This is a genomic window from Enterococcus sp. B2E4 (assembly GCF_030499455.1).
GTDB classification, from domain to species: Bacteria; Bacillota; Bacilli; order Lactobacillales; family Enterococcaceae; genus Enterococcus_D; species Enterococcus_D casseliflavus.
Genome location: NZ_JAUKPK010000021.1, coordinates 32899 through 59581, shown reverse-complemented (window position 1 = coordinate 59581; position 26683 = coordinate 32899). Strand labels below are relative to the sequence as shown.

General features: G+C 43.5%; 24 protein-coding genes and 1 other annotated feature. Of the genes, 8 read left to right on the top strand and 16 right to left on the bottom strand.

What is annotated here, in order from left to right:
• Nucleotides 1-181 precede the first annotated feature (181 nt).
• From Q1X33_RS14260 to Q1X33_RS14245, 4 genes are all read left to right on the top strand, one after another.
• A complete protein-coding gene (locus Q1X33_RS14260; protein ID WP_005228279.1) occupies nucleotides 182-967 on the top strand; it encodes a DeoR/GlpR family DNA-binding transcription regulator in 786 nt (261 codons plus the stop codon).
• Between the two features lie 2 nt (nucleotides 968-969).
• Nucleotides 970-1662: an HAD family phosphatase gene (locus tag Q1X33_RS14255; RefSeq protein WP_005228277.1), complete on the top strand. Its 693-nt coding sequence runs from the start codon at nucleotides 970-972 to the stop codon at nucleotides 1660-1662.
• A gap of 299 nt (nucleotides 1663-1961) precedes the next feature.
• Complete coding sequence (locus Q1X33_RS14250; RefSeq protein ID WP_005228274.1) at nucleotides 1962-2447, top strand: RNA polymerase sigma factor; 486 nt, start codon at nucleotides 1962-1964, stop codon at nucleotides 2445-2447.
• Nucleotides 2437-3126, top strand: coding sequence for a hypothetical protein (locus Q1X33_RS14245; RefSeq protein ID WP_005228272.1), 690 nt, complete (start codon nucleotides 2437-2439; stop codon nucleotides 3124-3126). The genes Q1X33_RS14250 and Q1X33_RS14245 overlap by 11 nt, the downstream gene beginning before the upstream one ends.
• Before the next feature lie 56 nt (nucleotides 3127-3182).
• On the opposite strand, the gene Q1X33_RS14240 is transcribed toward Q1X33_RS14245, so the two are convergent.
• The 8 genes from Q1X33_RS14240 to Q1X33_RS14205 all read right to left on the bottom strand — a co-directional run bounded on the left by Q1X33_RS14240 (nucleotide 3183) and on the right by Q1X33_RS14205 (nucleotide 10774).
• The gene (locus tag Q1X33_RS14240; protein ID WP_010749971.1) at nucleotides 3183-3899 is read right to left on the bottom strand and encodes a zinc metallopeptidase; all 717 of its coding nucleotides are present in this window, start codon (nucleotides 3897-3899) and stop codon (nucleotides 3183-3185) included.
• Nucleotides 3900-3984: 85 nt separating this feature from the next.
• Nucleotides 3985-4317: a zinc ribbon domain-containing protein YjdM gene (locus Q1X33_RS14235; RefSeq protein WP_005228268.1), complete on the bottom strand. Its 333-nt coding sequence runs from the start codon at nucleotides 4315-4317 to the stop codon at nucleotides 3985-3987.
• 183 nt (nucleotides 4318-4500) lie between these two features.
• Entirely contained in the window at nucleotides 4501-5160 is a 660-nt protein-coding gene (locus Q1X33_RS14230; protein ID WP_005228265.1) for a methionine ABC transporter permease, read from the bottom strand.
• Nucleotides 5153-6178 (bottom strand): methionine ABC transporter ATP-binding protein, encoded by a 1026-nt coding sequence (locus Q1X33_RS14225; protein WP_005228264.1) that lies wholly within the window; start codon nucleotides 6176-6178, stop codon nucleotides 5153-5155. Before Q1X33_RS14225 ends, Q1X33_RS14230 begins: the two co-directional genes overlap by 8 nt.
• Before the next feature lie 14 nt (nucleotides 6179-6192).
• Nucleotides 6193-7050 (bottom strand): MetQ/NlpA family ABC transporter substrate-binding protein, encoded by an 858-nt coding sequence (locus tag Q1X33_RS14220; RefSeq protein WP_301969733.1) that lies wholly within the window; start codon nucleotides 7048-7050, stop codon nucleotides 6193-6195.
• Nucleotides 7051-7099: 49 nt separating this feature from the next.
• Nucleotides 7100-7334, bottom strand: a binding site (T-box leader).
• A 92-nt stretch (nucleotides 7335-7426) separates the two neighbouring features.
• Entirely contained in the window at nucleotides 7427-8260 is an 834-nt protein-coding gene (dapF, locus tag Q1X33_RS14215; protein WP_005228261.1) for a diaminopimelate epimerase, read from the bottom strand.
• A 23-nt stretch (nucleotides 8261-8283) separates the two neighbouring features.
• On the bottom strand, nucleotides 8284-9600 hold the full coding sequence (lysA, locus tag Q1X33_RS14210; RefSeq protein WP_005228260.1) for a diaminopimelate decarboxylase: 1317 nt from the start codon (nucleotides 9598-9600) through the stop codon (nucleotides 8284-8286).
• A 4-nt stretch (nucleotides 9601-9604) separates the two neighbouring features.
• Nucleotides 9605-10774, bottom strand: a complete 1170-nt coding sequence (locus Q1X33_RS14205; protein ID WP_005228259.1) for a M20 family metallopeptidase — start codon at nucleotides 10772-10774, stop codon at nucleotides 9605-9607.
• 222 nt (nucleotides 10775-10996) lie between these two features.
• On the opposite strand from Q1X33_RS14205, the gene dapA reads away from it, so the two are divergent.
• From dapA to dapD, 3 genes are read left to right on the top strand one after another with little or no spacing between them, the layout of a single operon-like run.
• The gene (gene dapA, locus Q1X33_RS14200) at nucleotides 10997-11878 is read left to right on the top strand and encodes a 4-hydroxy-tetrahydrodipicolinate synthase (RefSeq protein ID WP_008380503.1); all 882 of its coding nucleotides are present in this window, start codon (nucleotides 10997-10999) and stop codon (nucleotides 11876-11878) included.
• 13 nt (nucleotides 11879-11891) lie between these two features.
• Complete coding sequence (gene dapB, locus Q1X33_RS14195) at nucleotides 11892-12647, top strand: 4-hydroxy-tetrahydrodipicolinate reductase (RefSeq protein ID WP_015510324.1); 756 nt, start codon at nucleotides 11892-11894, stop codon at nucleotides 12645-12647.
• Between the two features lie 12 nt (nucleotides 12648-12659).
• On the top strand, nucleotides 12660-13373 hold the full coding sequence (gene dapD, locus Q1X33_RS14190; RefSeq protein WP_005228253.1) for a 2,3,4,5-tetrahydropyridine-2,6-dicarboxylate N-acetyltransferase: 714 nt from the start codon (nucleotides 12660-12662) through the stop codon (nucleotides 13371-13373).
• 140 nt (nucleotides 13374-13513) lie between these two features.
• On the opposite strand, the gene Q1X33_RS14185 is transcribed toward dapD, so the two are convergent.
• The 8 genes from Q1X33_RS14185 to Q1X33_RS14150 all read right to left on the bottom strand — a co-directional run bounded on the left by Q1X33_RS14185 (nucleotide 13514) and on the right by Q1X33_RS14150 (nucleotide 24050).
• Nucleotides 13514-14467, bottom strand: a complete 954-nt coding sequence (locus Q1X33_RS14185; RefSeq protein ID WP_005228251.1) for a bifunctional oligoribonuclease/PAP phosphatase NrnA — start codon at nucleotides 14465-14467, stop codon at nucleotides 13514-13516.
• A gap of 54 nt (nucleotides 14468-14521) precedes the next feature.
• Nucleotides 14522-15853, bottom strand: a complete 1332-nt coding sequence (locus Q1X33_RS14180; RefSeq protein WP_005228249.1) for a DRTGG domain-containing protein — start codon at nucleotides 15851-15853, stop codon at nucleotides 14522-14524.
• A 37-nt stretch (nucleotides 15854-15890) separates the two neighbouring features.
• A complete protein-coding gene (locus tag Q1X33_RS14175) occupies nucleotides 15891-16574 on the bottom strand; it encodes a metal-dependent hydrolase (RefSeq protein WP_005228247.1) in 684 nt (227 codons plus the stop codon).
• Between the two features lie 198 nt (nucleotides 16575-16772).
• Nucleotides 16773-18212, bottom strand: a complete 1440-nt coding sequence (locus tag Q1X33_RS14170) for an MFS transporter (protein ID WP_034869087.1) — start codon at nucleotides 18210-18212, stop codon at nucleotides 16773-16775.
• 241 nt (nucleotides 18213-18453) lie between these two features.
• Nucleotides 18454-20136, bottom strand: coding sequence for a ribonuclease J (locus tag Q1X33_RS14165; protein ID WP_005228243.1), 1683 nt, complete (start codon nucleotides 20134-20136; stop codon nucleotides 18454-18456).
• A 122-nt stretch (nucleotides 20137-20258) separates the two neighbouring features.
• Nucleotides 20259-21311: an aspartate-semialdehyde dehydrogenase gene (locus Q1X33_RS14160; protein ID WP_034869085.1), complete on the bottom strand. Its 1053-nt coding sequence runs from the start codon at nucleotides 21309-21311 to the stop codon at nucleotides 20259-20261.
• Between the two features lie 304 nt (nucleotides 21312-21615).
• Nucleotides 21616-23403 (bottom strand): glycoside hydrolase family 13 protein, encoded by a 1788-nt coding sequence (locus Q1X33_RS14155; protein WP_005228237.1) that lies wholly within the window; start codon nucleotides 23401-23403, stop codon nucleotides 21616-21618.
• A 161-nt stretch (nucleotides 23404-23564) separates the two neighbouring features.
• Complete coding sequence (locus Q1X33_RS14150; protein ID WP_005228236.1) at nucleotides 23565-24050, bottom strand: MarR family winged helix-turn-helix transcriptional regulator; 486 nt, start codon at nucleotides 24048-24050, stop codon at nucleotides 23565-23567.
• A gap of 138 nt (nucleotides 24051-24188) precedes the next feature.
• Here Q1X33_RS14150 and Q1X33_RS14145 point away from each other — a divergent pair, with 138 nt between their 5' ends.
• Entirely contained in the window at nucleotides 24189-26531 is a 2343-nt protein-coding gene (locus tag Q1X33_RS14145; protein WP_005228235.1) for an ABC transporter ATP-binding protein/permease, read from the top strand.
• Nucleotides 26532-26683 lie beyond the last annotated feature (152 nt).

Here is a 26683-nt window from a genome sequence, read left to right as displayed (position 1 = left end):
TAATCGTATCCAAAACATTTGTCAACAAAAACAAACATAAATAATCACAAAATTCGAAAAAAAATGATAAAACCCATTGAAATAAACATGTATCACGCAAATAATTGTTTGTTTTTGTTTGAAACAGATTGACTGTTATCCGATTATATGGTAGATTATCCTTAAATTAGAGGTGAAGACGATGCTGAAAAAAGAAAGATTGTTTACTATCGTAGAAATGGTCAATAAAAAAGGAATCCTTACCGTTAATGAAATCATCAATCAATTAGATGTTTCTGATATGACCGTTCGCAGAGATTTAGATGAATTAGAAAAATCGGGCAAGCTGCTACGTGTCCATGGAGGGGCGCAAAGTCTTTCCTACACTTTAGATCAAGAACTTTCTCACACCGAAAAAGCCACTTTGCAGATTCAAGAAAAAAAAGAAATTGCTGCCGCAGCAGCCTCCTTGATTCAAGAAGGTGAAACGATTTTCTTAGGGCCTGGTACAACAATCGAACTTTTGGCGACTCATTTACTCAACAAGAAAATCCGAATCATTACTAATAATTACCCAGTTTTTGATATTCTTGCGCAAGCAGATGGACCAGAAATTTTGCTAATTGGCGGTGATTTCCGTAAAAATACCGGTGCATTTGTTGGACCGATCACTAACGACAATTTAAGAAGATTAAAGTTTACGAAAGCATTTATCAGTTCAAACGGTGTACACAACGAAGCCATTTCTACTTATAGTACAGAAGAAGGAGAAGCACAACAGATCGCATTAAATAATTCCCGTAAGAAATATCTGCTCGTTGATAACAAAAAGTTCAACCGAGATGATTTTTATGTATTTTATAATTTGCATGACTTCGACCTACTCATTACGGATCGTCAAATATCACCTGAGCTGCAAGAGCACTATGCACAATATGTCGATCTGCAAATTGCTGATTCAACCGAAAATACCACTATAGGAGCGTAACTATGAAAGGGATTATTTTTGATTTCAACGGAACTATGTTTTTGGACTCTCATCTGCATGAAGCTGCTTGGCTGCACATGATTCATGATCATACAAAAAATGGTTTATCAGATGAGGATATTTTAAAAAATATCCATGGTCGAACGAATACGGAGATTTTAAAACATTTCATTTCAGAACATTTGACCGCCTCTGAGATCGCCGTATTGTCAGAAGAAAAAGAAAGCTATTATCGTATGCTTTGCTTGCAAAATAAGAACGATCTCCAATTGACAAAGGGGCTTGAAGCGACTCTTGATCAGCTGACTGACCAGCAGATTCCATTAACGATTGCCACCGCTACTGTTAAAGAGAATGTTGCTTTTTATTTTGATACTTTCGATTTAGCTCGCTGGTTTGATTGGGATAAGATCGTCTATGACGATGGCTCTTTTCCTGGAAAACCGCAACCGGATATTTTTCTTAAAGCGGCTGGCAAATTGGGCTTAGCTCCTGCAGATTGTCTTGTTATCGAAGATGCTTATTCAGGTTTGCTTGCTGCCAAGCGTGCTGGGATTGGAACAATTATCGCAATTGATCCATTCGGTAAGAATAAATCAGTATTTGAACAGGCACAGCTAAATAAAGATGGAACCATCAAAGATTTTACTGATTTTTGGACAGAGTGCCTATCTGTCATATCCATTAATTCTTAAGCGATTCTATTAAAAACAACTGAGATGCATATCTCCTTTTATAAAAAACTGCAGTGAAATGACATGAAGACACGTGTCATTTCACTGCAGTTTTTTTTCATTTTCGTTTAGTTCTTACTCATTCTGCTGAAATTTCTAGATTTTCTCCAACCAATCATTGTCATTCTTTTTGTTCTTTGAGAAAATAGGCACAACTCAATCGATTAATTTAACATTTTCTCGATTTTTTTCGATTTTTTCAGTTGAAAGATGTTCACTTTTTTTATTTTCAGTTGTTGTATTGTTAAGGAGGGAGAAAAATGCGTTTGGATGCTTACGAACATTATTTACTGCAGTTAACGAATGACTTGGTTCATTACCTGCAGTCCCTCGGCGCTTCTCAACAGGATGCCGAAGATATTGCTCAAGAAGCAGTTGTGAAAATCCTTGAAATCGATTCGGTCTTATCCGCAGAAGCGATTCGTCCGTGGCTGTTTCGTGTGGGGATCAATGGTTACTTTACTTTATATAAACAAACAAAGCGACGGCGAGAAATCGTCAGGCAGTATTTGCCAGTGACTGCTTCTAGTATCAACTGGCAAGAAACAGATGATGATCTTTATGAAGCACTTCAAAAATTACCCGTTTCTACCTCCACCCTTTTGATCATGAAGTACGCAGAAAATTTGAGCTTAAAAGAAATAAGCTTCTTACTGAATCGCTCGGAAGATAGCATCAAAACAGCATTATACCGAGGAAGAAAACAACTGAAAAAAAGAATGGAGGAAAAGAATCATGACTATTAAAGATCAAGAATTTAAAAAAATCGTGAAAAAAGCTCGACTAAAAAACACACGTAGGACAATTGTTATTGCTGTACTGTCTTTGTTCGTATTGATTGGTCTACCAGGGGGGCTTTATTTAAACTATTACAATTATGGTCCTTTTCGAGGAGAAAAAATAGCGGGTGTTCCAGATAATCATCTAGTTCAAGTCGAAAATCAAATGGATCTTTCCAGACTGTTATTTGATTTTGGCTCGCAGCTAAAATTTAATACCCAAGCTCAAGCGATGACGGTTTACTTTGATCACTATCACAAAGGTGAGAAAACAACCCACAAGTTGATTGCTTCCTTAATGACAGATACCAAAAGCAATTATAACGGTTATTTAACGATTGGTATTTCTAAAGGGGAAAAAAAGCTGCTCGTAAACTTATCTTCCAATGGCGGAGCATCAGAAACAACGACAGATCTTACGGCATTTCAGTATATTTCTCTTGGAGAAGACAAAGATCTTCCCGGGGGAGCAATCTACCACATTGAAGAAGATCCCCTAGAAATCAAAAAAAATGTTGAGATTCCTTTGATTTATATTGCACAAGGTGGCGACCTAAAATTATATGATGTGATGGAAAATAACTTGTCCGAAGAAAATTTAAAAAGCATTGAAAACGTCTATTACATTTACTTAATAGTAGAATAACGAAAAAAGACCAGTTCAGGATGCCTGAGCTGGTCTTTTTTCTGTCATACTGTCGATTAATTCCGACGGTTGTTATTACCGAATAAAATAATCAAACGTAAGAGCTGCAATAAGGTTGCTACGGCAGCTGCGACATACGTCAACGCTGCGGCAAAGAGCACTCTTCTTGCTTGTGGTACTTCATCTTCTGTTAACAAGCCACCATCTGCCAAAATACGGATCGCCCGTTTTGAGGCATCGAACTCGACTGGCAAGGTCACTAATTGGAAAATAAACGCCAATGAGAAAGCCAACAAGCCTAAGTTGATCAGAAACGATCCTCGTAATAGGACCCCAATCAAAATCAATGGGATCGAGATGCTGGTTCCGATATTAGCGATCGGTACGATCGCATGACGCAAACGCAAAGGAAAATAACCTTTGGCATCTTGGACTGCGTGTCCACACTCATGTGCCGCAACACCGATTGCTGCTACCGAAGTTGATTGTGCAGTGGATTGCGATAAACTCAGCATTTTGTTGCCAGAATTGTAATTATCCGTCAAATCACCAGCGATCGCTTGCACACCCACATTATTGATTCCTTGGCTTTGCAAGATGTACTGCGCCGCTTTTGTGCCGGTAATATTATTTTTACTTCTGACTTTGTCATATTTGTTAAAGGTACTTTTGACGTACGCTGACGCTGCTAGTGAAATCACCATACCGATAATTACAAGAATGAAAGTCGGGTCATAAAAAAAGCCGAACCCGTATCCGCCCATACCATACACGATAAAATTCCCCCTTTTAATCTTTGACCTTATTTTACCATTAAAGTGGTGAAAAAATTATGAAGATGACTGGAAGATTTTGTTTTTAACCTTTTTTTACAAATTCTGATTTTAGTTTCATTGCGCCGAAGCCATCGATCTTGCAATCAATGTTGTGGTCGCCTTCGACTAATTTGATGTTTTTCACTTTTGTTCCTTGTTTGATGGCGCCAGATGCGCCTTTGACTTTCAAGTCTTTGATGACCGTTACTGTATCACCATCGACTAAAATATTGCCGTTGGCATCTTTATATACGGGTGCTTCTTCCGCCGCTTGTTGCTCTTGCCATTCGTTTCCGCATTCAGGACAAACAAACAGCCCGCGGTCTTCATAAGCGTATTCAGATTGGCAATTTGGACAGTTAGGAATTTGAGTCATAGTGTTGCTCCTTTAAAATATAATTTTCGCTGTAAAAAAACAACTCACCATCAGCATACCGAAAAACCATTAGCGGTGCAACCAAAAATCCGTGACCTGTAAGTAAAAAAAATCGCTTCTGTAGAGTAATAACAGAAGCGATAACTCAAGTGTATTCGAAAAGGAACTACAAAGCGTTGGGTATTATTTTGAGAAATGATTCGCACAAGCATCGCCGACCCACTGGATGATTTGTACCAGAAGAATCAGCAGGAGAATCACCACAATCAAAATCGCCGTTTCATAGCGATAATAACCATACTGAATTGCTAAATCGCCAATGCCGCCTGCGCCAATTGTTCCCACCATCGCTGAGTAGCCTAAAAGACTGATCAAAGTTAGCACAAATCCGCGAATCAAAGCTGGCAGACTTTCTGGTAAAATCACTTCGCGAACGATCTGTCTCGTCGATGCTCCAGAAGCGACGCTGGCTTCAAGGACGCCATAGTCGATTTCGGCAAATGCGGATTCAGCGATTCGGGCGTAAAAAGGAATCGCGGCAATCGATAAAGCAATCGCACCACCCGCTGGGGTATAAGGATCACCGATCAGCATCGCTGATAACGGAATCAGCGTAATCAATAAGATCAAAAATGGCAGCGAACGGATTGCATTGACGATAAAATCGGCCAGATGATGCAAGAAAATATTTTTATGAAAAAGGTTACTGCCGACTAAAAACAGGACTAATCCAATCAATAAGCCGAAAACTACTCCTATAATTGCTGAGGTCCCCACCATAAAGAATGTTTCCCATAGTGCTTGAGGCAGGTTTGTTTTTAAAATCTCAATCGTTTCAGCCATTTTTCTCACCTATCTTTCTTAGAGAAAAGACGTTCGCAGCTAAGTGTTCTCGGGCTTTTGCTGCTTCTTCGTCGGGTCCCGTCAAATAGATATACAAAATACCGATCACATCTTTTTTGATATACTCAATTTTCCCATGGATGATATTGATCGACACATCGTAGGCTTTCGCTACAGTCGAAATCAGCGGTTCTAACGTATACTCACCTTGGTAGCGCAATTCCAGCAAGTCGCCTTGCGTGAAAGATGCTAGAATCTCTTCAGGAAGCGTCAGATCCAAGTAGCGGCCTACCAGTTTTTTCGCAATAGGCTGTTTAGGCTGACTGAACAAGCCATAGGTCGTTTGTTCTTCAACGATGCGCCCCTTTTCCATCACTGCCACCCGATCAAAAAACTTACGGGCAACATCCAATTCATGAGTGATAAAGACGATGGTGATGCCTGTCTGTTCCTTGATTCGGATCAACAATTTCAAAATTTCTTCGGTCGTTTCAACATCTAACGCACTGGTAGCTTCGTCACACAACAAAATCTCAGGTTCGTTGGCAATCGCTCGTGCAATGCCGATCCGTTGCTTTTCTCCCCCAGACAAATTATTCGGATACTCGTGAATTTTGTGAGGCAGATCCACCATTTCCAACAGTTCCTTGATCCTCGCTTCTTGCTGATCTTTCGGATAATCACCAGCGCGCAAAGCAAAGGCTAAATTTTCCTTGATGGTTCGATTATGGATCAGATTGAAATGCTGAAAGATCATCCCGATTTTTTGTCGTACTTCACGCAAGTGTTTGCCTTTGGCTTGCGTGATGTCTTGACTATCAATCAGAATTTGACCGCTAGAGGGCACCTGCAGTAGATTCAACGTACGAACCAAGGTACTTTTCCCAGCCCCGCTCAATCCGACGATCCCGTATACTTCTCCAGCTTGAACGGAAAAATCAACGGAATCCACTGCTTTTTTGATTTGTTTTTTATGAGTGAATGTCACTGATACTTGTTTTACTTCTATTTTTGCCATAAGATATGCCCTTCTTACTCAGTCCAAAATTTCGGTTGATCAAAGTTGCTGAACGGTGATTCGGCAATCGCTTCTTTAAATGCATCACTTTCTAATACTTCCGTAACTGCCTTAGCAAAATCACTGTCTTCTTCTTCGGTGGACACCACAAAGACATTTTTATATTCTTCTTTCAACGACTCCAACGCCAAAGCATCTGCAGGATCAAGAGAAGCCGCCCAAGCGAAGTTTCCTGGTACTAAAGCTAAATCAACTGTATCTAACGAACGAGCCAATTGGGCTGCGTCTAATTCTTTAAATGTCAGATTCTTCGGATTTTCTTCGATATCATTCACCGTTGCCTTCGTTTCGTCGATATTGTCTGCGATGGTGATCAACTTATTGGCAGCTAACAGTTGCAAGGTCCGAGCTAAATTTGAGGCATCATTGGCAATCGAAACAGTCGCCCCGTCTGCTAACTCATCCAAGCTGGACAGTTGCTTCGAATAGATGCCCATTCCCAATGTTGGCACTTTTTGTAATGCCGTAAGAGATAACTGGTTATCTGACGAAAATTTTTCTAGATAGGCCGTATGCTGAAACAAATTGGCATCGATTTGGCCATTCGCCAAGGCATTGTTCGGCTGAATATAATCATTAAACACTTTGGTCGTTAGTTGATACCCTTTTTCTTCCAGTAATGGAGAGATCACCTCTGTCACCATATCCCCATATGGTCCAGGTGCCACTCCAACGACTTTTTCTTCCACTGCATCTACACTGTTTTCACCAGACTGTGTATCCTCTGTGCTGCTAGTATTGCCACAAGCTGCCAATGTAATTGAGACAGCAGCAGCAACTAACCCAACGATTCCCTTTTTCAACTGTTTCATTTTTTAGTCCCCCCTTTTTATAATAAAAAACGTCCTTTCTCCATCATAGAGAAAGGACGAAACAACCATGTTCGTGGTACCACCTTTAATTCATTGGCACAAGCTGCCAACCTTATCAGTTTATCAACTGCTTTGCTGTAACGGGCAATCCCGCTGCACGCTTGCTTTTGCTCACGTCCAAACGCTCCAAGGCCATCTTCAGTCAAACGGCTGTGCTCTTTCTCACCAATCCGAGCTCTCTGATCCAATCGAAACTGACTTACTCTTCTTATCATCGCGTGTTTTTAAGTTGTGTTTAACTATACGATAGCCTCAAATGAATGTCAATTCTTTTTTTCACGAAAACACCATCTTTTTACAATGATTTTCACAGCGTTTACACAGTCAAATTCTCATCTAAAATCAAGCCTTCAGATACCATAACCGCATCGCCGATCAATTCTAATGCGCCCTGATCAACATCAACTTCTACCGTTAACTCGCCACCTAACACGTGCAGCAAGACATTCGCTGCCGCTTGCTGGTGACGTTTGGTCACGACATACGCAGTGGCACCAGAACCTGTGCCGCACGCATAGGTAAAACCTTCCACCCCTCGTTCATACGTGCGAACGATCAGATCACCCTTGTCATCTTCTTCATAGAAATTGACATTCGCCCCTTTGGGGAAAACCTCCCAATAGCGTATCTCTTTGGCAAGTTCAGCCAGCTGTTCCAACTCAGTTTCTGCCAGACCAGGATAGTGAACCACCGCATGAGGGATTCCTGGATCACCCAATTCCACATAGTCCACGAAAGAAACCATTGGATTCGGGTACGCTTGATCAAATGTAGTCACGGTGGGTGGATTCAAGGTTACTTTGTAGTGTTTTGCCGACAAGCGCCATGCGGGGACATCGCCAGCAACTGTTTCGATGGTCATCTGCTCGCCAGCAATTCCCTTCTCAAAGGCATAACGGGCAATACAGCGAGCGCCGTTGCCGCACATTTCTGCTTCGGTCCCATCAGCATTGTAAAACCGCATCCGAAAATCAGCGGTTCCTGTGGGAAAATCCACTGCCATGACTGCATCCGCGCCAACAGAAAATTTCCGATGGCAAACCTGAGCAGCAAATTGCGACAGTTGTTCATGGGAGAATTTCAATGTGCGGTTATCGATTACGATAAAATCATTTCCTGCACCTTGCATTTTTGTATAAGGAATCGTCATGTTGTCACCTGCTTTTCAAAATTTTACTTGCTGGAAGCTCCCTCTTTTAGAAACGAAGGAACCACTTCATTTTGCAGCATTTGCTCGTAGGACTGGCGTTTAACGGCTAATTCCGCTTGGCCGTTTTCCACAAAGACGACTGCAGGAATCTGTAAATTATTGTAGCTGCTGGCCATCGAATAGCCATAAGCTCCTGTTGCGAACGTAGCAAACAGATCCCCAGTTTCAACGGGCGGTAATGCAAGGTCTTTTACTAAGATGTCCGTGCTCTCACAAGCTTTACCAGAAATGGTGACCTTTTGTGTCGCAGCTTCGGAAGCGCGGTTGGCTAAGATCCCAGTGTAAGTTGCCTGATAAAGACCAGGACGAATATTGTCTGTCATGCCACCGTCAATGCTGGCGTATGTTCTGATTCCCGGCAATGTCTTGATACTGCCGATGGTGTGCAAACTGATACCTGCTTCTGCGACGATACTGCGCCCAGGTTCAATAACGATGGTCGGGCGTTCGCTCTGGTGCTGCGCATAAAAGGCGTCGATTTTTTCCATCACAGGATCTAAAAAGTAGCTGTAGGGTTGGCGAATATCTGCATCTGTGTATCGAACGCCAAAGCCGCCGCCAACATTTAGTTCTTTGATCCAATAATCAAAGCGTTCATGAATGGTTTGGACAAGGGCCAAAGCCGCATCAACTGCCGCTAGATGTGAGCGATTGTCCGACAATTGACTGCCGACATGAAAATGCAGGCCATAGAAATCCAATTCAGGTGCTTGAATCACTTCTTCCACTAACGGAAATAAGATTTCTTCATCTAAAGGAATCCCGAATTTCGAATCTTTTTGTCCGGTCGAGATAAATTGATGGGTGCTGACCGAAACCTCGGGTGTGATGCGCAACAAAATTTTAGCAACGACTTGCTTTTCTTGACATAACGCGCGGATCAAGCCGACTTCTTGAATGCCATCAACGATGATCCGTCCTACGCCATAATCAAGGGCAGCTGCTAATTCTTCAATCGATTTATTATTCCCGTTAAACTCGATGTGTTCTGCTGGAAAATCAGCTTGGATTGCTGTATACAGCTCTCCACCGCTAACCACGTCTAATGAGAGTCCTTCTGACTTGATCACTTGCAGCATTGCTGTGGTGCAGAAAGCTTTAGCGGCATAGGCTGCCCGTGTCTTGCTGTAGCGCGTCAAAAACTGCGCCTGAATCTTTTGGCATTCTTCGCGAATCTCCGAAACGGAATACACGTAAAGGGGGGTTCCGAAGGTTTTTGCCAGCTCAACGGTATCACAACCGTCAATGTATAAGTGATTGTTCTTGATTTCTTTTGCCATCGCTTTACTCCTTGTCTGTTGGCTCGTTCAACGCCTCGATCAAACGAACGTAGCATTCGATGCCTTGCAATAGATTTTTTTCGTCAAAATTCATTTTGCTGCTGTGTAAAGGGTGGACATAGCCTTTTTCTTCATTTCGGGTACCCACAAAGAAAAAGACACCTGGGATCTCCTTTTGGTACATCGAAAAATCCTCTGCCAACATATATGGTGGTGTTTCTCGGTAGCTCTCCCCGACCACTTTTTCCAACACTTCCACCATCTCAGGATCATTGTCCACGACACGATAAAGATGTTCGAATTCGACATCCGCCGTGCAATCATATCCTTTGGCGATTTCTTGTGCGACAGTGGTGATTCTGCGCGTCATCGTTTCATAGACTTCATCTTCAAACGCCCGCATCGTTCCTTTTAAAACGACCTTACCGGGAATGATATTTTCCGCATCTCCCCCATGGATCTTCCCAAAAGTGATGACCCCAGCAGAAAGCGGGCTGATATTGCGTGAAATGATCGAATGCAATCCTTGAATAATCGCAGCCGCGGCTAAAATGGCATCATGTCCTTGATGAGGCTGGGCACCATGGGCACTCGTGCCGTTGATCGTTAGATTGATCTCGCCGTTACGGGCCATCATCGGACCTTTCCGGCTCGCAATGACTCCTTCGGGAAAGTCTGGGAAGACATGCAGCCCCACGATTTTTTCCACACCAAAATCTCGTAAGATGCCTTCATCGATCATCAATTGAGCGCCACCAGGGCTTTCCTCGGCTGGTTGGAAAATCAAAACGATCGTTCCACGAATCACTTCAGGATGTGTTGCCAAATATTTAGCAAACCCTAGCATCGTTGCCATATGGCCGTCATGACCGCAGGCATGCATTTTCCCTTCATGTTTGGAAACAAAGGAAACACCTGTCTCTTCTTTGATCGGTAGTGCATCGATATCCGTTCGAAAGGCCAGCGTCTTTCCTGGGCGATCGCTGCGAAAGACCGCAATCAAGCCGGTTTCAATCACTGGATAGATTTCTTTGATCCCAAAGGATTGCAACTGACGCAGCAAGTATTCCTTTGTTTTGAACTCAGTTAACCCTAATTCAGGGATTGTATGTAATTCACGACGAAAACGAACCACGTCTTCGGTTAATTCTTTGACTGCTTGCGATACTTGCATGTTAAAACACCTTTCTATTCATTCCTTTTAAAAATATCCATAAAAACCAACGAATATTCAGTTTTTCATTGATATTGTTTAATATTATAGTATATAATTCGAATAATCTATAGTATAAATTGTCGAAATGTTTCGATTTTTATTGAAAAATTTACCCCTCGTTTTGGTACACTTATACGTAGAGTTACGAAAAATAAATTGGTTGAAAGGATGTGTCGTAGTTTGACAATATTCAAAGGTTCTGGCGTTGCGTTGATCACCCCTATGCTTCAAGATGGTTCGGTGGATTTCGATAAGCTGAAGGAGTTAGCGGAGTGGCATGTGCAGCAAGGAACGAATGCAATCATTGCATGCGGTACGACCGGTGAAGCATCCACGTTAGACGATGAAGAACATATCGCGGTGATCGAAGCGGTGGTAAAACAAGTTGCTGGTCGAATCCCCGTCATCGGCGGAACAGGCTCCAACAACACCCAACATGGGATCCATCTTTCAAAAGAAGCACAGCGCGTTGGTGCTGACGCATTATTGGTTGTAACACCCTACTACAACAAAGCGACCAAGAAAAGTTTAGTCGCTCACTATGAAGCAATCTGTCAAAGCGTCGAGCTGCCAGTGATCTTATACTCCGTCAGCTCAAGAACCGGCTTAAATTTAACACCTGAAGCTGTGGCAGAACTGAAAAAAATCCCTAATATCAAAGGCATCAAAGAAGCCAGCGGCGACATTTCGCAAATCGCAGAAATCGCTCGTCTTGCGGATGATGACTTTGCGATCTACTCAGGAAATGACGATCAAGTAACCCCAATTCTAGCTTTAGGTGGCTCTGGCGTGATTTCAACGATCGGCAATATCGCTCCGAAACAAACGGCACAACTCGTTGCTGATTTCTTAAATGGTGATGTAAAAGCCGCCATCAAAGAGCAATTGCGACAAAAACCGTTGATCGATGCGATTTTCAGTGAAGTAAATCCTGTGCCGATCAAAGCAGCGGTCTCCTTGCTAGGCAAATGCGAATTGCATTATCGTTTGCCTTTGGGTGTCCCAGAAGATGCGACCCTCGTTCATTTAGAAGAAGAAATGACCAATTACGGATTGCTGTAAGGAGGAGTTTTTGGTGAAACAGATTTTATTAAGCGGTGCAAACGGTCGTATGGGCAAAGTGTTGCAAAGCCTAATCGCAAAGCACCCTCAGTTAGAAGTGGCCGCCGGCTTGGATCGTACCGAGCAATTAGATGGTCCCTTTCCGATCTATGATCGTCCAGAAAAAATCACGCAGCCGATCGATTTGGTGATTGATTTTTCTCATTATAGCAATGTCCCTGCCTTATTGAACTATTGTGTCGAACAGCAGCTGCCTATCGTGGTTGCTACAACTGGTTTGACGGAAGACACGCAGATGATGCTGCCGTTGGCTGCTAAAGTGATCCCAGTTTTCTATTCTGCCAATATGTCGTTGGGGATCAATGTACTGATCAAAGCACTACAAAGTATCACCCCCGCATTAGAAGCTGACTTTGACATTGAGATCATCGAAAAGCATCATAATCAAAAACTCGATGCACCAAGTGGTACAGCTTTGCTGTTGGCAGATAGTATCAATGACAGCTGCGAAACGAAAAAAGAGTATCTCTACGGGCGTGAAGGCAGTGATCTAGTAAATGACCGCAAGCAGATGGGCATCCATGCCGTTCGCGGCGGAACGATTCCTGGAGAACACATTGTCATCTACGCTGGGCAGGATGAAATCATTGAATTAAAACACACAGCGCTCTCCCGCGAAATCTTCGCCAATGGTGCGCTAAAAGCAGCGGAATTTTTAGCCAACCAACCAGCTGGTTTTTATTCCATGCAAAATCTAATCGACAAGTAAAGGTGGTCTCTCATGACAGAATTACAATTTTCCGATCCTTATCAATTAGCAAAATACATCAAAGAAGCAAATAAACAAACACCTGTAAAAGTCTATATCAATGGAGATCTTAGTAACGTCCAAGCAGATGGCATCCAATTGTTTGGTAACGGCACTTTCTATTTCGTGGTTGGTGACAGTCAAAAAGTGGCTGAGTTTTTAACCGCGCACCAAGACAAAATCACCGATCACTATCTGGAAAATGATCGCCGCAACTCAGCGATCCCTTTATTGGACTTGACGAAAGTCGATGCCCGTATCGAACCAGGTGCCTTTATCCGTGACCAAGCCATCATTGAAAAAAATGCCGTTATCATGATGGGGGCCGTGATCAACATTGGTGCCGTCGTTGGTGAAGAAACCATGATCGACATGGGTGCGATTTTAGGCGCCCGAGCAACCGTTGGGAAAAAAGCCCATATTGGCGCTGGTGCTGTCTTGGCTGGCGTTCTTGAGCCACCTTCAGCAAGCCCAGTCATCATTGAAGACAATGTTTTGATCGGTGCAAATGCCGTCGTCCTTGAAGGCGTCCGTGTCGGCGAAGGTGCAGTCGTCGCTGCCGGTTCTGTGGTAACGGAAGATGTCCCTGCTGGAGCAGTCGTTGCTGGCTCACCAGCCAAAGTCATCAAAATGAAAGACGAGAAAACGAAAAGCAAAACCGAATTTTTAGACGATCTACGGGGCTAAACCGCGCTTTTCTCAAAAATAAACAAAAAAACGCAGTGCGGGTTCAGTGATGAGCCTGCGCTGCGTTTTGTCTAAAAAAGGGCGTGCCGAAAGCTTTTGGCACGCCCTTTTTCTATTGGCAAATGTTCTTGTAAAAGTGTTTATTCTGCTTGAAATTCTTTGATCGCTGCTTGGATCTCTTGATAGATCACGGCAACTTCTTCAAGGTCTTTTGCGTTTGCTCCACTGGCAAGGGGATGTCCGCCGCCATGATGGCGTTTGGCGATCTCATTGATCACTGGACCTTTCGAACGCATCCGCACCCGATAATAGCCTTCTGGTTGTTCGACAAAGATCGCCCAAGCCACCACTTCGTCGATTTTCCCTGGTAAGGAAACGACTGCTGAGGTTTCCGAATCCACTACGCCAAAACGCTGCTGCAATTCTTGTGATAGGATCACTTTGCCAGCACCAATCTCATCGATCTCGATGTTTTCGTAGACATACCCTGAAAGGCGAGCAACACTGCGAGAGACTTGATCCAATTGCCGATTGATCTTCGGTGCATCAAAACCGTAATCCAATAGTTCAGCCGCTAAGCGCAGCGTTGTCGCTGTCGTTGCCGGATATAAAAACCGTCCAGTATCACCAACGATGCCCGCATACAGCAGACGAGCCGCTTCTTGCGTCATCGTCAGCTCGTTTTGAAACATTTGCCAAAATGAAACGATCATCTCACTACAGCTGCTGGCTTTCGTATTGACCCAGACCAGCTCTCCGTAAGGTTCATCATTAGGGTGATGATCGATTTTGATCAATTTCGCCCCTTGATCATAGCGTTGGTCACTGACCCGTGGAGCATTGGCCGTATCTGTAACGATCACTAGTGCCCCTTTATACAAATCATCAGGGATCGTCTGCATCAGCGCCAAGTAATCCAATCCTTCAACGGGTCCGCCGACTTGATAGATTTCTTTTTTAGGAAAACTAGCTCGTAAAATTTCTGCCAATCCCACTTGTGATCCTAATGCATCTGGATCAGGGCGCTGGTGCCGATGGATAATGATTCGGTCGAATGCTTTGATTGTTGCAAGTATTTCTTCTTGTACCTTCATGAATGGTCTCAACTTTCTCTCTAAAATTTTTCCATAAGTGCCGTTTTCGATGATTTATGGGCGTTCCATTACTTGGCATACCACGATCGCTTTTGCCACTAAGGAATTTTCGATCGATACTTCGATATCGATTTTCGCCGAACGTCGCCCCAGTTCTAGAATCTTCGGTTGAATGATGATCTCGCTTTCTAATTGGATCAAACGGAAGTAATGCAGATTGACTTGCTCGATCCAACTATTGCGCCGTTGATTCAACTGCATGGTACGTTTCGCCGTATTAGCAATCACTTCACTCAAGACACCAAAAGAGATCGTTCCGACTTCATTGACCATTTGAGGCGTCACCGCAAAGCTGAAATGTGGCTGCGGCAATTTGTTCCCTTCAAAATCTTGTTCGATGACTTGCATCTGTCCCGAGATTTGGTCTGAAATCGTATCTGAAATTTGCGTTTGTCGTTGGACCATCTGCATCGCTTTCATGATGTCTTGGCGTGTAACGATCCCAATCAAAGAAAGGTCATCTGCTACGACGGGCATCACTTCTAAGCCATCCCAAATCATCTGATGGCTGGCAGAGGCCACACTCATCTCTTTTTTTACGACCCGTGGTTCCCGGGTCATGATTCGTTCGATGATCTGCGTGTCAGGCTTTTCTAGGACATCTTTGGCTGTGATGATCCCAACGACCCGCATATTCTTGTTGACGACTGGATAGCGGGAGTGGTTGGTAGACTCCGAAAGCAGTTTGTAATCCTTGACCGTATCAAAGGTGTGTAGATACTTGGTTTTTTCCAATGGCATATAAATGTCACTCACCAGCATGATGTCCTTTTTGATCAGCTGGTCGCTCAAGGCACGGTTGATCATCGTTGCCACGGTAAAGGTGTCATAGGTCGTTTGTAAAATCGGCAGCTCCAATTCGTCTGCTAAGCGACAGATTTCCTCTGAGGTTTCAAAGCCCCCCGTGATCAAGACGGCTGCGCCATCTTCCAGTGCCAACTTGTGGACTTCGTTACGGTTTCCGACGATCACTAAGGAACCAGGCGTGATGTAGCGTTCCATTGCCGATTCCTTCATGGCGCCGATAACAAATTTGTTCAAGTCTTTGTCTAAACCGGCTGCGCCACCCAAAACATCGCCTTCAATGATTTGGACGACTTCGCCGAAAGTTAGTTTTTCAATGTGTTTCTTTAGTTTCCGTTCAATCCGAATGGTTCCCACACGTTGGATCGTTGAAACCAAGCCGATATTTTCCGCATCTTTGATCGCCCGATAGGCTGTTCCTTCACTGACATTCAAGTCTTTTGCGATTCCCCGCACCGAGATGCGATCGCCTACAGGCAGATTCTCGATATGCGCTAAAATCAAGTCGTGTTTTGTCGCCATAATTATCCCCTATTCCTACTACGAATCTTCCTGTTGCTTAAACTTCTAATGTCTCACCGACTGCAAGGATCTGGCCCACACCTGCCGGCAATAAATTCACGAAGGTTTGCGGATCTTGCTTGATCATTGGAAACGTATTGTAATGGATCGGTACTACTTTGCTCGCGTTTAACAGCGCCGCTGCTGTTGCAGCATCTTGAACGCCCATCGTAAAATTATCCCCGATCGGTAAAAACGCCACATCGATGTCGAAACGTTCACCGATCATCGCCATATCGCTAAAGAGGGCAGTATCGCCAGCGTGGTAGATGGTTTTGCCTTCTGCTTCTAAAATGATCCCCACTGGATTGCCCATATAGATCATCGTTCCGTCTTCTTCAAGACCAGAGCTGTGTTTCGCTTCCACCATTGAGATTTTGCCAAACGGGAACTCAAAAGAGCCTCCCATATTCATGCCATGCGTCTCAGCAACGCCTTTGCGGGCTGCATAGCGGCAAATTTCAACGACACTGATCACTGGTGCTTCATTTCTTTTGGCGATCGGCACCATGTCCCCAATATGATCGCTATGACCATGCGTGATCAAAAGCCAATCGGTTTCCACTGTGTCTGCATCCAAATCAGTCAGAGCATTTCCAGTAATAAAAGGGTCAAACAACAATTTTTGGCCATCCGCTAATTGGATAGCAAGCACCGAGTGTCCGTGATACGTAAGTTTCATACAACATTCCCCTTTCCATCTAAGTAATACAGTCTAATATTTTTCATTATAACAGATAACGCCAGAAATCCAAAAGCACAAATTCTGGCAGCTTTATTACATCCGTCCTTTTTCTGGTTCTTGTCAAGAAAAATAAAAAAACTGTTCTACCCTTTCTGAATAAGGAATAGAACAGTTCGACCTGATGACTTCAAGCGATCATAGCGTTTTCTTACGTCCGCCTTGTTTATAGATGCGCCAGACTGTTAAGAATAACGCCGTGATACAAAGAAGGAACGCCCCAAAGAAGGTGATTTTCATGCCATAGGCAAAAATATCTGCCCGACCTGCGATATAGGTCGTCACATGCTTCCCATAGGCTTGACTCATTGCGGCATAAAGAATCGTCGTTGCTAAGGATATCCCTAAGACCATGCCCAAGTTACGGGCAAAGGAATTTAGACTACCTGCCACCCCAAGATTTTCTTTGGTGACGCTGCTCATCACCATCGTATTGTTGGGGGATTGGAACAACGAATTGCCTAACCCCATGATGGCAGTAGCGACGACATAGTACCAAATCGGCGTATGCTGATTCATAAACATATACATCAGCTGAGTGATGGACAGCAACGCTAAGCCAGCTAAGACCAAGATCTCCGGTCCTACACGGTCCGTCAAATAGCCGCTAAGTGGTGACCCGATGACCATCATCAAAGGAAAGACCATCATCAGCATTCCTGCCACACTCGGCGTTAAGCCTCGGGCACTTTGCAAGTAAAAGGGAATCACGACATTGACAAAAAAGTTTGCAGAAAAGATCAGCAACGCCGTGATCAGGCTCATGGTGAAAATTTTATTACGAAAGATCCCAAAGGTAATCAGCGGTTTGCTCACACGCGCTTCTACTCGCAAAAAGACGATGAATACCACTAAGGCGATCCCCACCAACAGCAGCGGCAGCCATGTTAGAAAGCCACGCTCTTGTCCAAGAAAAATGCCGCCGAAGAAGCTGATAATTGCAATTGAAAACAGCACAAACCCGGTTTTATCGATGGAATCATGACTCATGGTGATATCTTTTGGCAACACCTTTTCTCCAGCAATCATTGTCAGAATACCGACTGGAACATTGATCCAAAAAATAAACGGCCAAGAAAAATGCGCCAAAATCACTCCGCCTAATCCAGGACCGGCGATGGAGCCTAACGAAACAAAGGCACCGATCATCCCTAAGGCGCGCCCTCGTTCACTCATAGGAAAGACTTCAGTAATGATTCCGGTATTCGTCGCCATCGTCATGCTGGCTCCGATCGCTTGCACGACTCGGGCAAATAGCAGAAATGCTAAGGAATGATTAAACCCGCATAACAGCGAACCGATAATAAAGATCAACATTCCCAAGCGGAATACTTTGATCTTGCCCCAACTATCACCTACTTTACCGAATAACAAAAGGCAGGCACAAACGATCATCAAGTAGACGGATACGACCCATTCCGCTTGATTCATAGGGACACCCATATCTGCCGAGATCGTCGGCAAAGCGATATTTACGATACTCCCATCCAGTGTTGACATAAAGGTAAACATCGAAACAGCAATGAGAATCCACCACTTTCTCTGTTGTACTACGGGATTTTCTTGATAACTATTCACAAATCGACCATCCTCTCTTTGCTTGTTTAGTTCCTCTAGTCTTAGGGGGACAACTTTGTATTATTGATCGAAATCCATTCGCCGTCAATCCTTATCTGCCCTTCACGACCAAAATAAGGGGCATTTTGTAAAAAAACCGCCACCTGTTTCTTTCATAAAAAAAGACAAAAGCTTCGGTGAAAAGAAATCGGCCGTCAAACGGCTATTCTTTCACCTGCTTTTGTCAGTAGGTCAAAACGAATTATTTACGGTTGCGATTTCTTTGGCTTGATTCCATGATGACCGGCAAGATGACGGGACGGCGTTTGGTTTGTTCAAACAAGAAACGACTCAAACGATCACGGATATCTTGTTTCAATTTGCTCCATTCAAACTCTTCATCATGAAGGTGTTTTTCTACGATTTCTTCCACGATCTCGCCACTTTCACGAATCAGATCGCGACTAGCTTTCACGTAGACGAATCCGCGAGAAGTGATTTGTGGTGCAGAAATAATTTTCTTTTCACGACGATTGATCGTCACTACCGCAACGAAGATTCCGTCTTCAGATAAGACTTTGCGGTCTCGCAGGACGATATTCCCAATGTCACCGACACCGATCCCATCGATCATGACGTTTTCAGCTGGGACCGCACCTGCGGCGATCATTTCGCCTTTTTTGTACTCTAACACATCTCCACGTGCAGTAATGAAGATATTTTTCATCGGAATCCCGACTTCTTGCGCCAAGTCCACATGGGCGGCTAATTGGCGGTACTCGCCTTGAATAGGGATAAAGTACTTCGGTTTCATCATATTCAACATCAGCTGCAGATCATTCGGGTTGGCATGACCAGAAACACGGAAATTATCCGAGATCTGTTTCACGGTACCGCCAGCGCGATAGATGATATCTTCCGTTTTCGCAACCACAGTTTCCATTGCCGTTGTCGGCGTTGTTGTGATGTAAACAAGATCTCCTTCTTTGATGCGCAGCGTCCGGTGAGAGCCGTTGGCCATTTTTTGCAACGCTTTGATTGGTTCACCCATACGACCTGTTTCTAAAATCAGCAACTGTTCGTCTGAGTATTTTTTCATTTCTTTTTGGGTGATCAGCAAGTCTTCGGCAGGTAATTTTAATTTCCCTAACTTCATGGCCGTTTTGATGATCCGACCAAAATCTTGCCCGGTCAAAACGACTTTGCGATCAGAACGAAACGCAGCATCTAATACTTGTTGCACCCGTTGCAAATTGCTGGCAACACTAGCGACGATGATTCGACCTTCCCAATAACGGATATTGTCGTAAACTTCATCTTGGATCGTCAATTCAGAAGCGATCGGCGTTGGATTTTCGGCATTTGAAGACGTGCTTAGCAATGCTAAGACGCCTTCTTTTCCAATTTCCGCTAAGCGGCCAAAATCGGTTTGATACATAGGGATCGCTGTTTGGTCAAATTTGAAATCTCCTGTATAAACGATATTGCCAGCTTCTGTTTTGACGCTGATCCCAACAGAATCAGGGATAGAATGGGTCGTACGGAAAAAGCTGATGGTCGCATGACCAAAGTCGATCTCCGAATGTTCATCGATCACATGAAAATCTTTGAAGCGCTTGGTAGCTTCATTTTTATTCACGGTCAATTTTGCTAGTTCGATCGTTAACTCGGTCCCAAAGACCGGTACTTGGATATTCTCCAAGAAATAAGGCAATGCACCAATCGCATCTGCATGCCCATGGGTCAAGAAGACACCCGCCACACGGTCGGCATTTTCTTCTAAATATGTGAAGTCTGGAATCACTGTATCGATCCCTAATAATTCATTTTCTGGATAACGGACACCGCAATCCAGCACAAATATATCCTCGCCAACTTCAGCAATGTACATGTTCTTTCCGTTTTCGCGTACACCGCCAAGAGGAATGATTTTTATCGTTTCCACTTTTATTCACCTCTTAATTTTTTTCTACTGTGTTATTTCCCAAGCATAAGCCGTCCCTATTATTATACAACAAAAAAAAGAAAAGCGTGGCATTCACCACACTTTTCTGAAAAACTTATGGTTTACACATGAACTAATCCTTGCTGATGCAGGCTTTCGGCGATTTGAACGGAGTTCCATGCCGCACCTTTCAGCAAATTATCAGAAACGACCCATAAATGCAAGCCGTTTTCGACATCCAAATCTTTGCGAATCCGACCAACAAAGGTTTCTGTTTTGTCCACACTGGTCATAGCTTGCGGGTACACTTGTTGACTCGGATCATCTTGCAAGACAGCTCCTGGCGCTTCGCTGATCCACTGTCTGACTTCCTCAACACTAGCATGGTCTTTGGTCTCGATATAAATCGACTCTGAATGACCGCTAAACACAGGGATCCGCACACACGTAGCTGCTACTTTGATCTGCGTATCTTCCATGATCTTCTTCGTTTCATTGATCATTTTCCACTCTTCGTAAGTATAATCCTCTTCGGCGAAAACATCGATTTGCGGCAAGGCATTAAACGCGATCGGGTAGTGCTTCTTGTCGCTGCCTGCTGGTAAAATCTCAGGGTTTAGTTCATCAGCGGCTTTGCCAGCTAATAATTCTTGAGATTCACGAGTCAATTCAGCCAAGGCTTGGGCGCCAGCACCTGAAACTGCTTGATACGTTGAAACCAAGACCCTCGATAAACCGACTTTTTGACGAATCGGTTCTAACGCCACCATCATTTGAATCGTTGAACAATTCGGATTGGCAATGATTCCTTTATGTTGCGCTAACGCATGAGGATTCACCTCAGGAACGACTAGAGGAACATTCGGGTCCATCCGAAAATGACTGGTATTGTCGATCACGACTGCACCGTGTTTGACTGCTTCTGGAGCAAATTGTTTTGAAATGCCGCCACCGGCACTAAACAATGCAATATCGACGCCTGCAAAGGAATCTGCGGTCAGCTCTTGAATAACGAGCGGTTCATTTTTGAACACAAGGGTCTTCCCAGCAGAACGTTTGGATGCCAACAACGTTATTTTTTTGATCGGCAACGTGGTCTTCTCCAACATCTCAATCATTTTTGTTCCTACTGCGCCGGTAGCTCCGACAACTGCTACGTGATACCCTGTACTCATCAAATCACTCCTCGAATAAAAATACATTTTTACTAGTTTATCATATCTTGTAAAAAAGAAAAGACCTTTCGTGGAAAGAAGCGCAAAAAGAAGGCAATACTGTCTAAATTTTCAATCTTTTCCCCCTTTGCAGAAAAAATCTACCTATATTTAAGGGTTATCATTTGTCACATTCAGGTGTTATAGGATATAATACCGACAGAAGGAATTTTGGGGAAGATTCTTTCCAACGTGCATGGGGAAATTAAAAATACCCAAAACATTGAATGAGGCAAGAATTGCATATGCAATTCTTGCCTCATTTTTATGCTTCATTCGATTCTTCGTTGTTTACTTTCACGATAGCAAAGCCTTTGTTATCAATAATCATCGTTTCATCTTCCAGTTGGACAAACTGTTCCATCAGGATCGAATCAGGACGAGAAAGGGTGATTTGGTCATCGCCCGTATTGAAAATACCGATGATCCGCTGTGCCCCTAACTCTCGTTCGAAAATGATCAGTCCATCCTCTTCCGAAACCCAGTTCCAACTCAAGGAACCTTCTGATAAGACTTTCTGGTTGTCTTTGCGAATGCTGATCAATGAGCGAGTGAAATGCAGGAGATCACGATCTTGCTTTTCTTCTTCCCAAATCATACATTTGCGGCAATCCGGGTCCATATCGCCGGTCAAACCGATCTCATCACCGTAATACAGGCAAGGAACGCCTTGTTGCAGATACGTAAAGGCCATCACTTGGCGCATCAAGTCTTTGTCTCCTCGAGCCAAAGTTAACAAGCGCGGGGTATCATGAGAATCCAAGATATTGAACTGTACCTGGTTGGTTTGCTCCCGATACAACATCAGCTGGTTATTTAATTCCGAGACCATTTTCGTCATGGAGATCTCGTCTTTGACAAAATATTCAATGATTGCATCCGTAAAGGCGTAGTTCATTACTGCATGAAACTCGTCGCCTTGTAACCACCGTTGAGAAGAGTGCCAAATTTCCCCAAGGATATAAAAATCATCTTTGGCATCATCACACACTTGGCGGAATTTTTTCCAGAAGTGGTGACTGACTTCATTGGCAACGTCCAAGCGCCAAGCATCGATATCAAACTCTTCGATCCAATAACGAGCGATCTTCAACAAATAATCTTGCACGTCGGGATTTTCTGTATTGAGTTTTGGCATATGCGGCGTAAAGGCAAACACATCATAGGTGATGTCATAAGCATCTTCAAAGTTTTCCCCTTCTTTGTAGTTGACAGGAAACTCATTGATGTGGAACCAATCAGCAAAGGGCGAATCTTTGCCGTTTTTGATGACATCTAACCATTGATGCGAAGTATCCCCCATATGATTGAACACAGCATCTAGCATGACTTTGATACCGCGTTTGTGGCATTCCTCCACTAAGCGTTTAAAGGTGTCGTTATCCCCAAACGCTGGATCGATGGCTAAATAATCGATGGTATCATACTTGTGATTCGAATAGGCCTCAAAAATCGGACAGAAGTAGATCCCATTGATGCCTAGATCGACGAGGTAATCCAAATGATCGATGACCCCCTGCAGATCCCCGCCGAAAAAGTCTTGGCGATCGGGATTTTTTGAACCCCAAGGCAATACACCTTCTGGATCATTTGATGGGTCCCCATTTGCAAAGCGTTCAGGGAAGATTTGATACCAAACGGTTTCTTTTGCCCACTCGGGAATTTTGAAACGATCGGCTTCTTGGAAGTAAGGCATCCGAAAATAATTGTTGTTCATTTCTAAATATTGCTGCTCAAAAGGATAGACCCCGTGGTCTCCATAAAAGACATGCAACCCATCGTAACTTTCGATGGAAAAGCCGTAAGACAAACGGCGGAATTCTGCTCCGACCGATACTTGCCAATAATCATGCAAGTCCGTGGAAAGAATTTTTTTCATTTCAATTCTTTGCTGGTACCAAGCTTCTTTATACAGTGTGTAAGGATCACCGCAAAGCAGCTGGACATGGCGGACGTCTTGACGGGCGGTACGCAAACGGATATGCATTTTATCCTTCTCGTACAAATACGCAAATTCACTTTCGGGACGATGATAAATGGCAGTAGTATTCATAGCAGACTCCTTTGACTTGTTTGATATACTCATTGTCGCACAAATTAGAAGTCAAAACAAGAGAAAAAACGCAATCGGTTGCTTTATCTAAAAAATCGATAATATAAGTTAATATGAAATTAATTCAGTAATTAAAAAGCAAACGATTGCTTCGCCCTTTTTTAATCAAACGGCGTACTTTTCTCACATTGATTGCCAGTCCGTAAAATGTCATATTTCCGCAAGATCCCCACTGCCTCCGTCAACGACTGACTCAACTGCTGGATATCTTCTGCAGCCATTTGAGCGGTTTTGGCATTCAAGCGGTCTTCCACTTGTTTTTTCTTTTGGACAAACAACTGCTTCCCAGCTTCTTCCAAATAAACATTGACGTTGCGGCGATTGACGCCGTTGGTTTTGCGGACCACAAAGCCAGCCTTTTCTAACCCCGAGATCGAACGACTGATTTGGACTTTTGACGTACCGATTTGCTGGGCCAACTCGGACATCGTGATTCCTTCATTACTAGAGATCACCACGAGTTCCAAGATTTCCATTTTGGTCAATTTTAAATCTTCCAAACCGATTTCTTCAAACAATATGTTTCCCATCAGCGAAAAGATCTCCGCAAATACCGCCATATTGAATGTTCCTAACGCTTTTTCCATACTCTCCCTCTTTTCTGTCTTTAGTTTAGTATAAATTATTTGTTTAAACAATGATAATCGTTGATTTTTGTTAACCATTATGATAGCGTGGTTACATAATGAAAATAATCGTGAAAACGGCAAGAAAAGAGTGACAGCATGTTAGAATTAAAAGATATCAAGAAGTATTATACGGTTGGCGCCAGTACTACAAAAGCCCTCGATGGTGTCTCCGTCGCCTTTCGTAAACAAGAGTTTGTTGCCATTTTAGGGCCAAGCGGCTCTGGGAAAACAACCATGTTGAACGTGATCGGCGGCTTAGATAATTACGATTCTGGTGATATGATCATCAACGGCAAATCAACGAAATCCTTTAAAGATCGTGACTGGGATGCGTATCGGAACAATTCGATCGGCTTTGTCTTCCAAAGCTACAATTTGATCAGTCATTTAGGCATCATCGACAACGTCGAGCTTGGGATGACCTTGAGCGGTGTGTCAAAAGAAGAAAAACGCGCAAAAGCAACCGATGCTTTGACGCGTGTGGGCTTAGCTGAGCATATGCACAAAAAACCAAATCAGCTTTCTGGTGGTCAAATGCAGCGGGTAGCGATCGCTCGTGCCTTAGCAAATGATCCTGATATCCTTCTTTGTGATGAACCAACAGGTGCCTTGGATTCAGAGACCAGTGTCCAAATCATGGAACTGATCCAAGAACTATCAAAAGAAAAATTGGTCATCATGGTTACTCATAATCCTGAGTTGGCGCACAAATACGCTGGACGGATCATTGAGTTCAAAGACGGACGAATCATTAAAGATTCGAACCCTCATGTCGAAGGACAAAAGAAAGACCAATTCGAATTAAAGCACACAAAAATGAGTTTCATGACTGCCTTACGTTTGTCGTTTAACAATATCCGCACCAAAAAAGGGCGCACCTTCTTGACAGCCTTTGCTTCTAGTATCGGGATCATCGGAATCGCCATTGTTTTGTCACTGTCAACGGGATTCCAAAAACAAATCGACAATACCCAGTCAGAAACATTAGCTCGTTTTCCGATCACGATCTCGCAAGTAGCCACTGAACAAGATCCATCAGCGATGGGGACGCGGGATAAATCGGAAGATTTCCCTTCAGATAAAGAGGTCACTGCTAAATTAAGTGATGCGGATCGTGCAACCCATATCAATAAAATCGATCAAGAGTTTCTCGATTACATCAACGACATTGATCCTGAATTAAGCAACAATATCGGCTACACTCGTTCCACTTCCTTGAACCTTTTCCGTAAGATCGATGATACTGTGGAACAAGTCAGCTTCTCCAATGCATCACCTGACAATGAACAGACCAATGCCATGATGTCTGCCATGAGTGCCTCCACCGGGATTGGGGTTTCGACTTTCCCCGAGCAGTTATCAGAGGATAACGGCAATTTCTTAAAAGACAACTACGACCTTTTAGAAGGCAGCTACCCAAGTGCTAGCACAGATGTCGTTTTGATCGTCGATGAAAACAACGTAACGAATGTCAATGCATTGATCAATCTCGGTTTTGACATTGAAGATGGCGACACGGTGTCCTTCGACGATATCGTGGGAACAAAAATCACATTGGCGTCTAATGATGCCTTTTACACCGAATTACCAACTGGAAACTTCATTCCAAATCAAGATTTAAATGACGTTTTCGATAACAGTAACAACAAAGAATTAACGATCAGCGGAATCTTACGTATCAAGCAAAACTCTACGATGAACTTGCTGTCAACTGGCATTGCCTACAGTGATGCCCTCGCGCAAGAAGTCATCAAAGAAAACCAAGACTCAGCGATCGTCCAAGCCCAAAAAGACAGCGACACCAACGTGATGACGAATGAACCCGTTGACGAAAGTGCTAAAGAATCATTGATCGCTTATCTTGGCGGCAGTGATTTACCAAACAGCATTATGATCTATCCGAATGATTTCAGTGCCAAAGAAAAAATCCTTGATTACTTGGATGACTTCAACAAAGGCAAAGACAAAGAAGACCAAATCGTTTATTCCGATTTAGCGGGTACGATGACTCAATTGACTGGTGGCTTGATGGATGCCATCACCTACGTCTTGATCGCTTTTGCAGGGATCTCCTTGGTAACTAGCATGATCATGATCGGTATCATCACTTATACCTCTGTACTTGAACGTACGAAAGAAATTGGGGTCTTAAAAGCATTAGGTGCTCGTAAAAAAGACATCACCCGCGTCTTTGATGCCGAAACCTGTATTTTAGGGATCGCTTCAGGAGCTTTAGGTGTCCTGATTGCTTGGTTAGCCACATTCCCGATCAACGCAATCTTATATAGTATGACTGATCTCGAAAATGTTGCTCAATTAAATCCGGTCCACGGCCTGATCTTGATTGCTGTCAGCACCGTCCTAACGATGATCGGCGGCCACATTCCAGCTCGAATGGCAGCGAAAAAAGATGCAGCGATCGCTTTACGCGCCGACTAATTTTATAAGAAAACCCAACAGACAGTAGCCATTCCTTTGGCTGCTGTTTTTTTGCTCTTTCCTTCTGACGTTCAAAAGGTTTCTCTTGAAAAATTCATAAATGAGGAATACAATAGATTTGTTTTTAGGTATACCTAAAAAGATAGGACGTG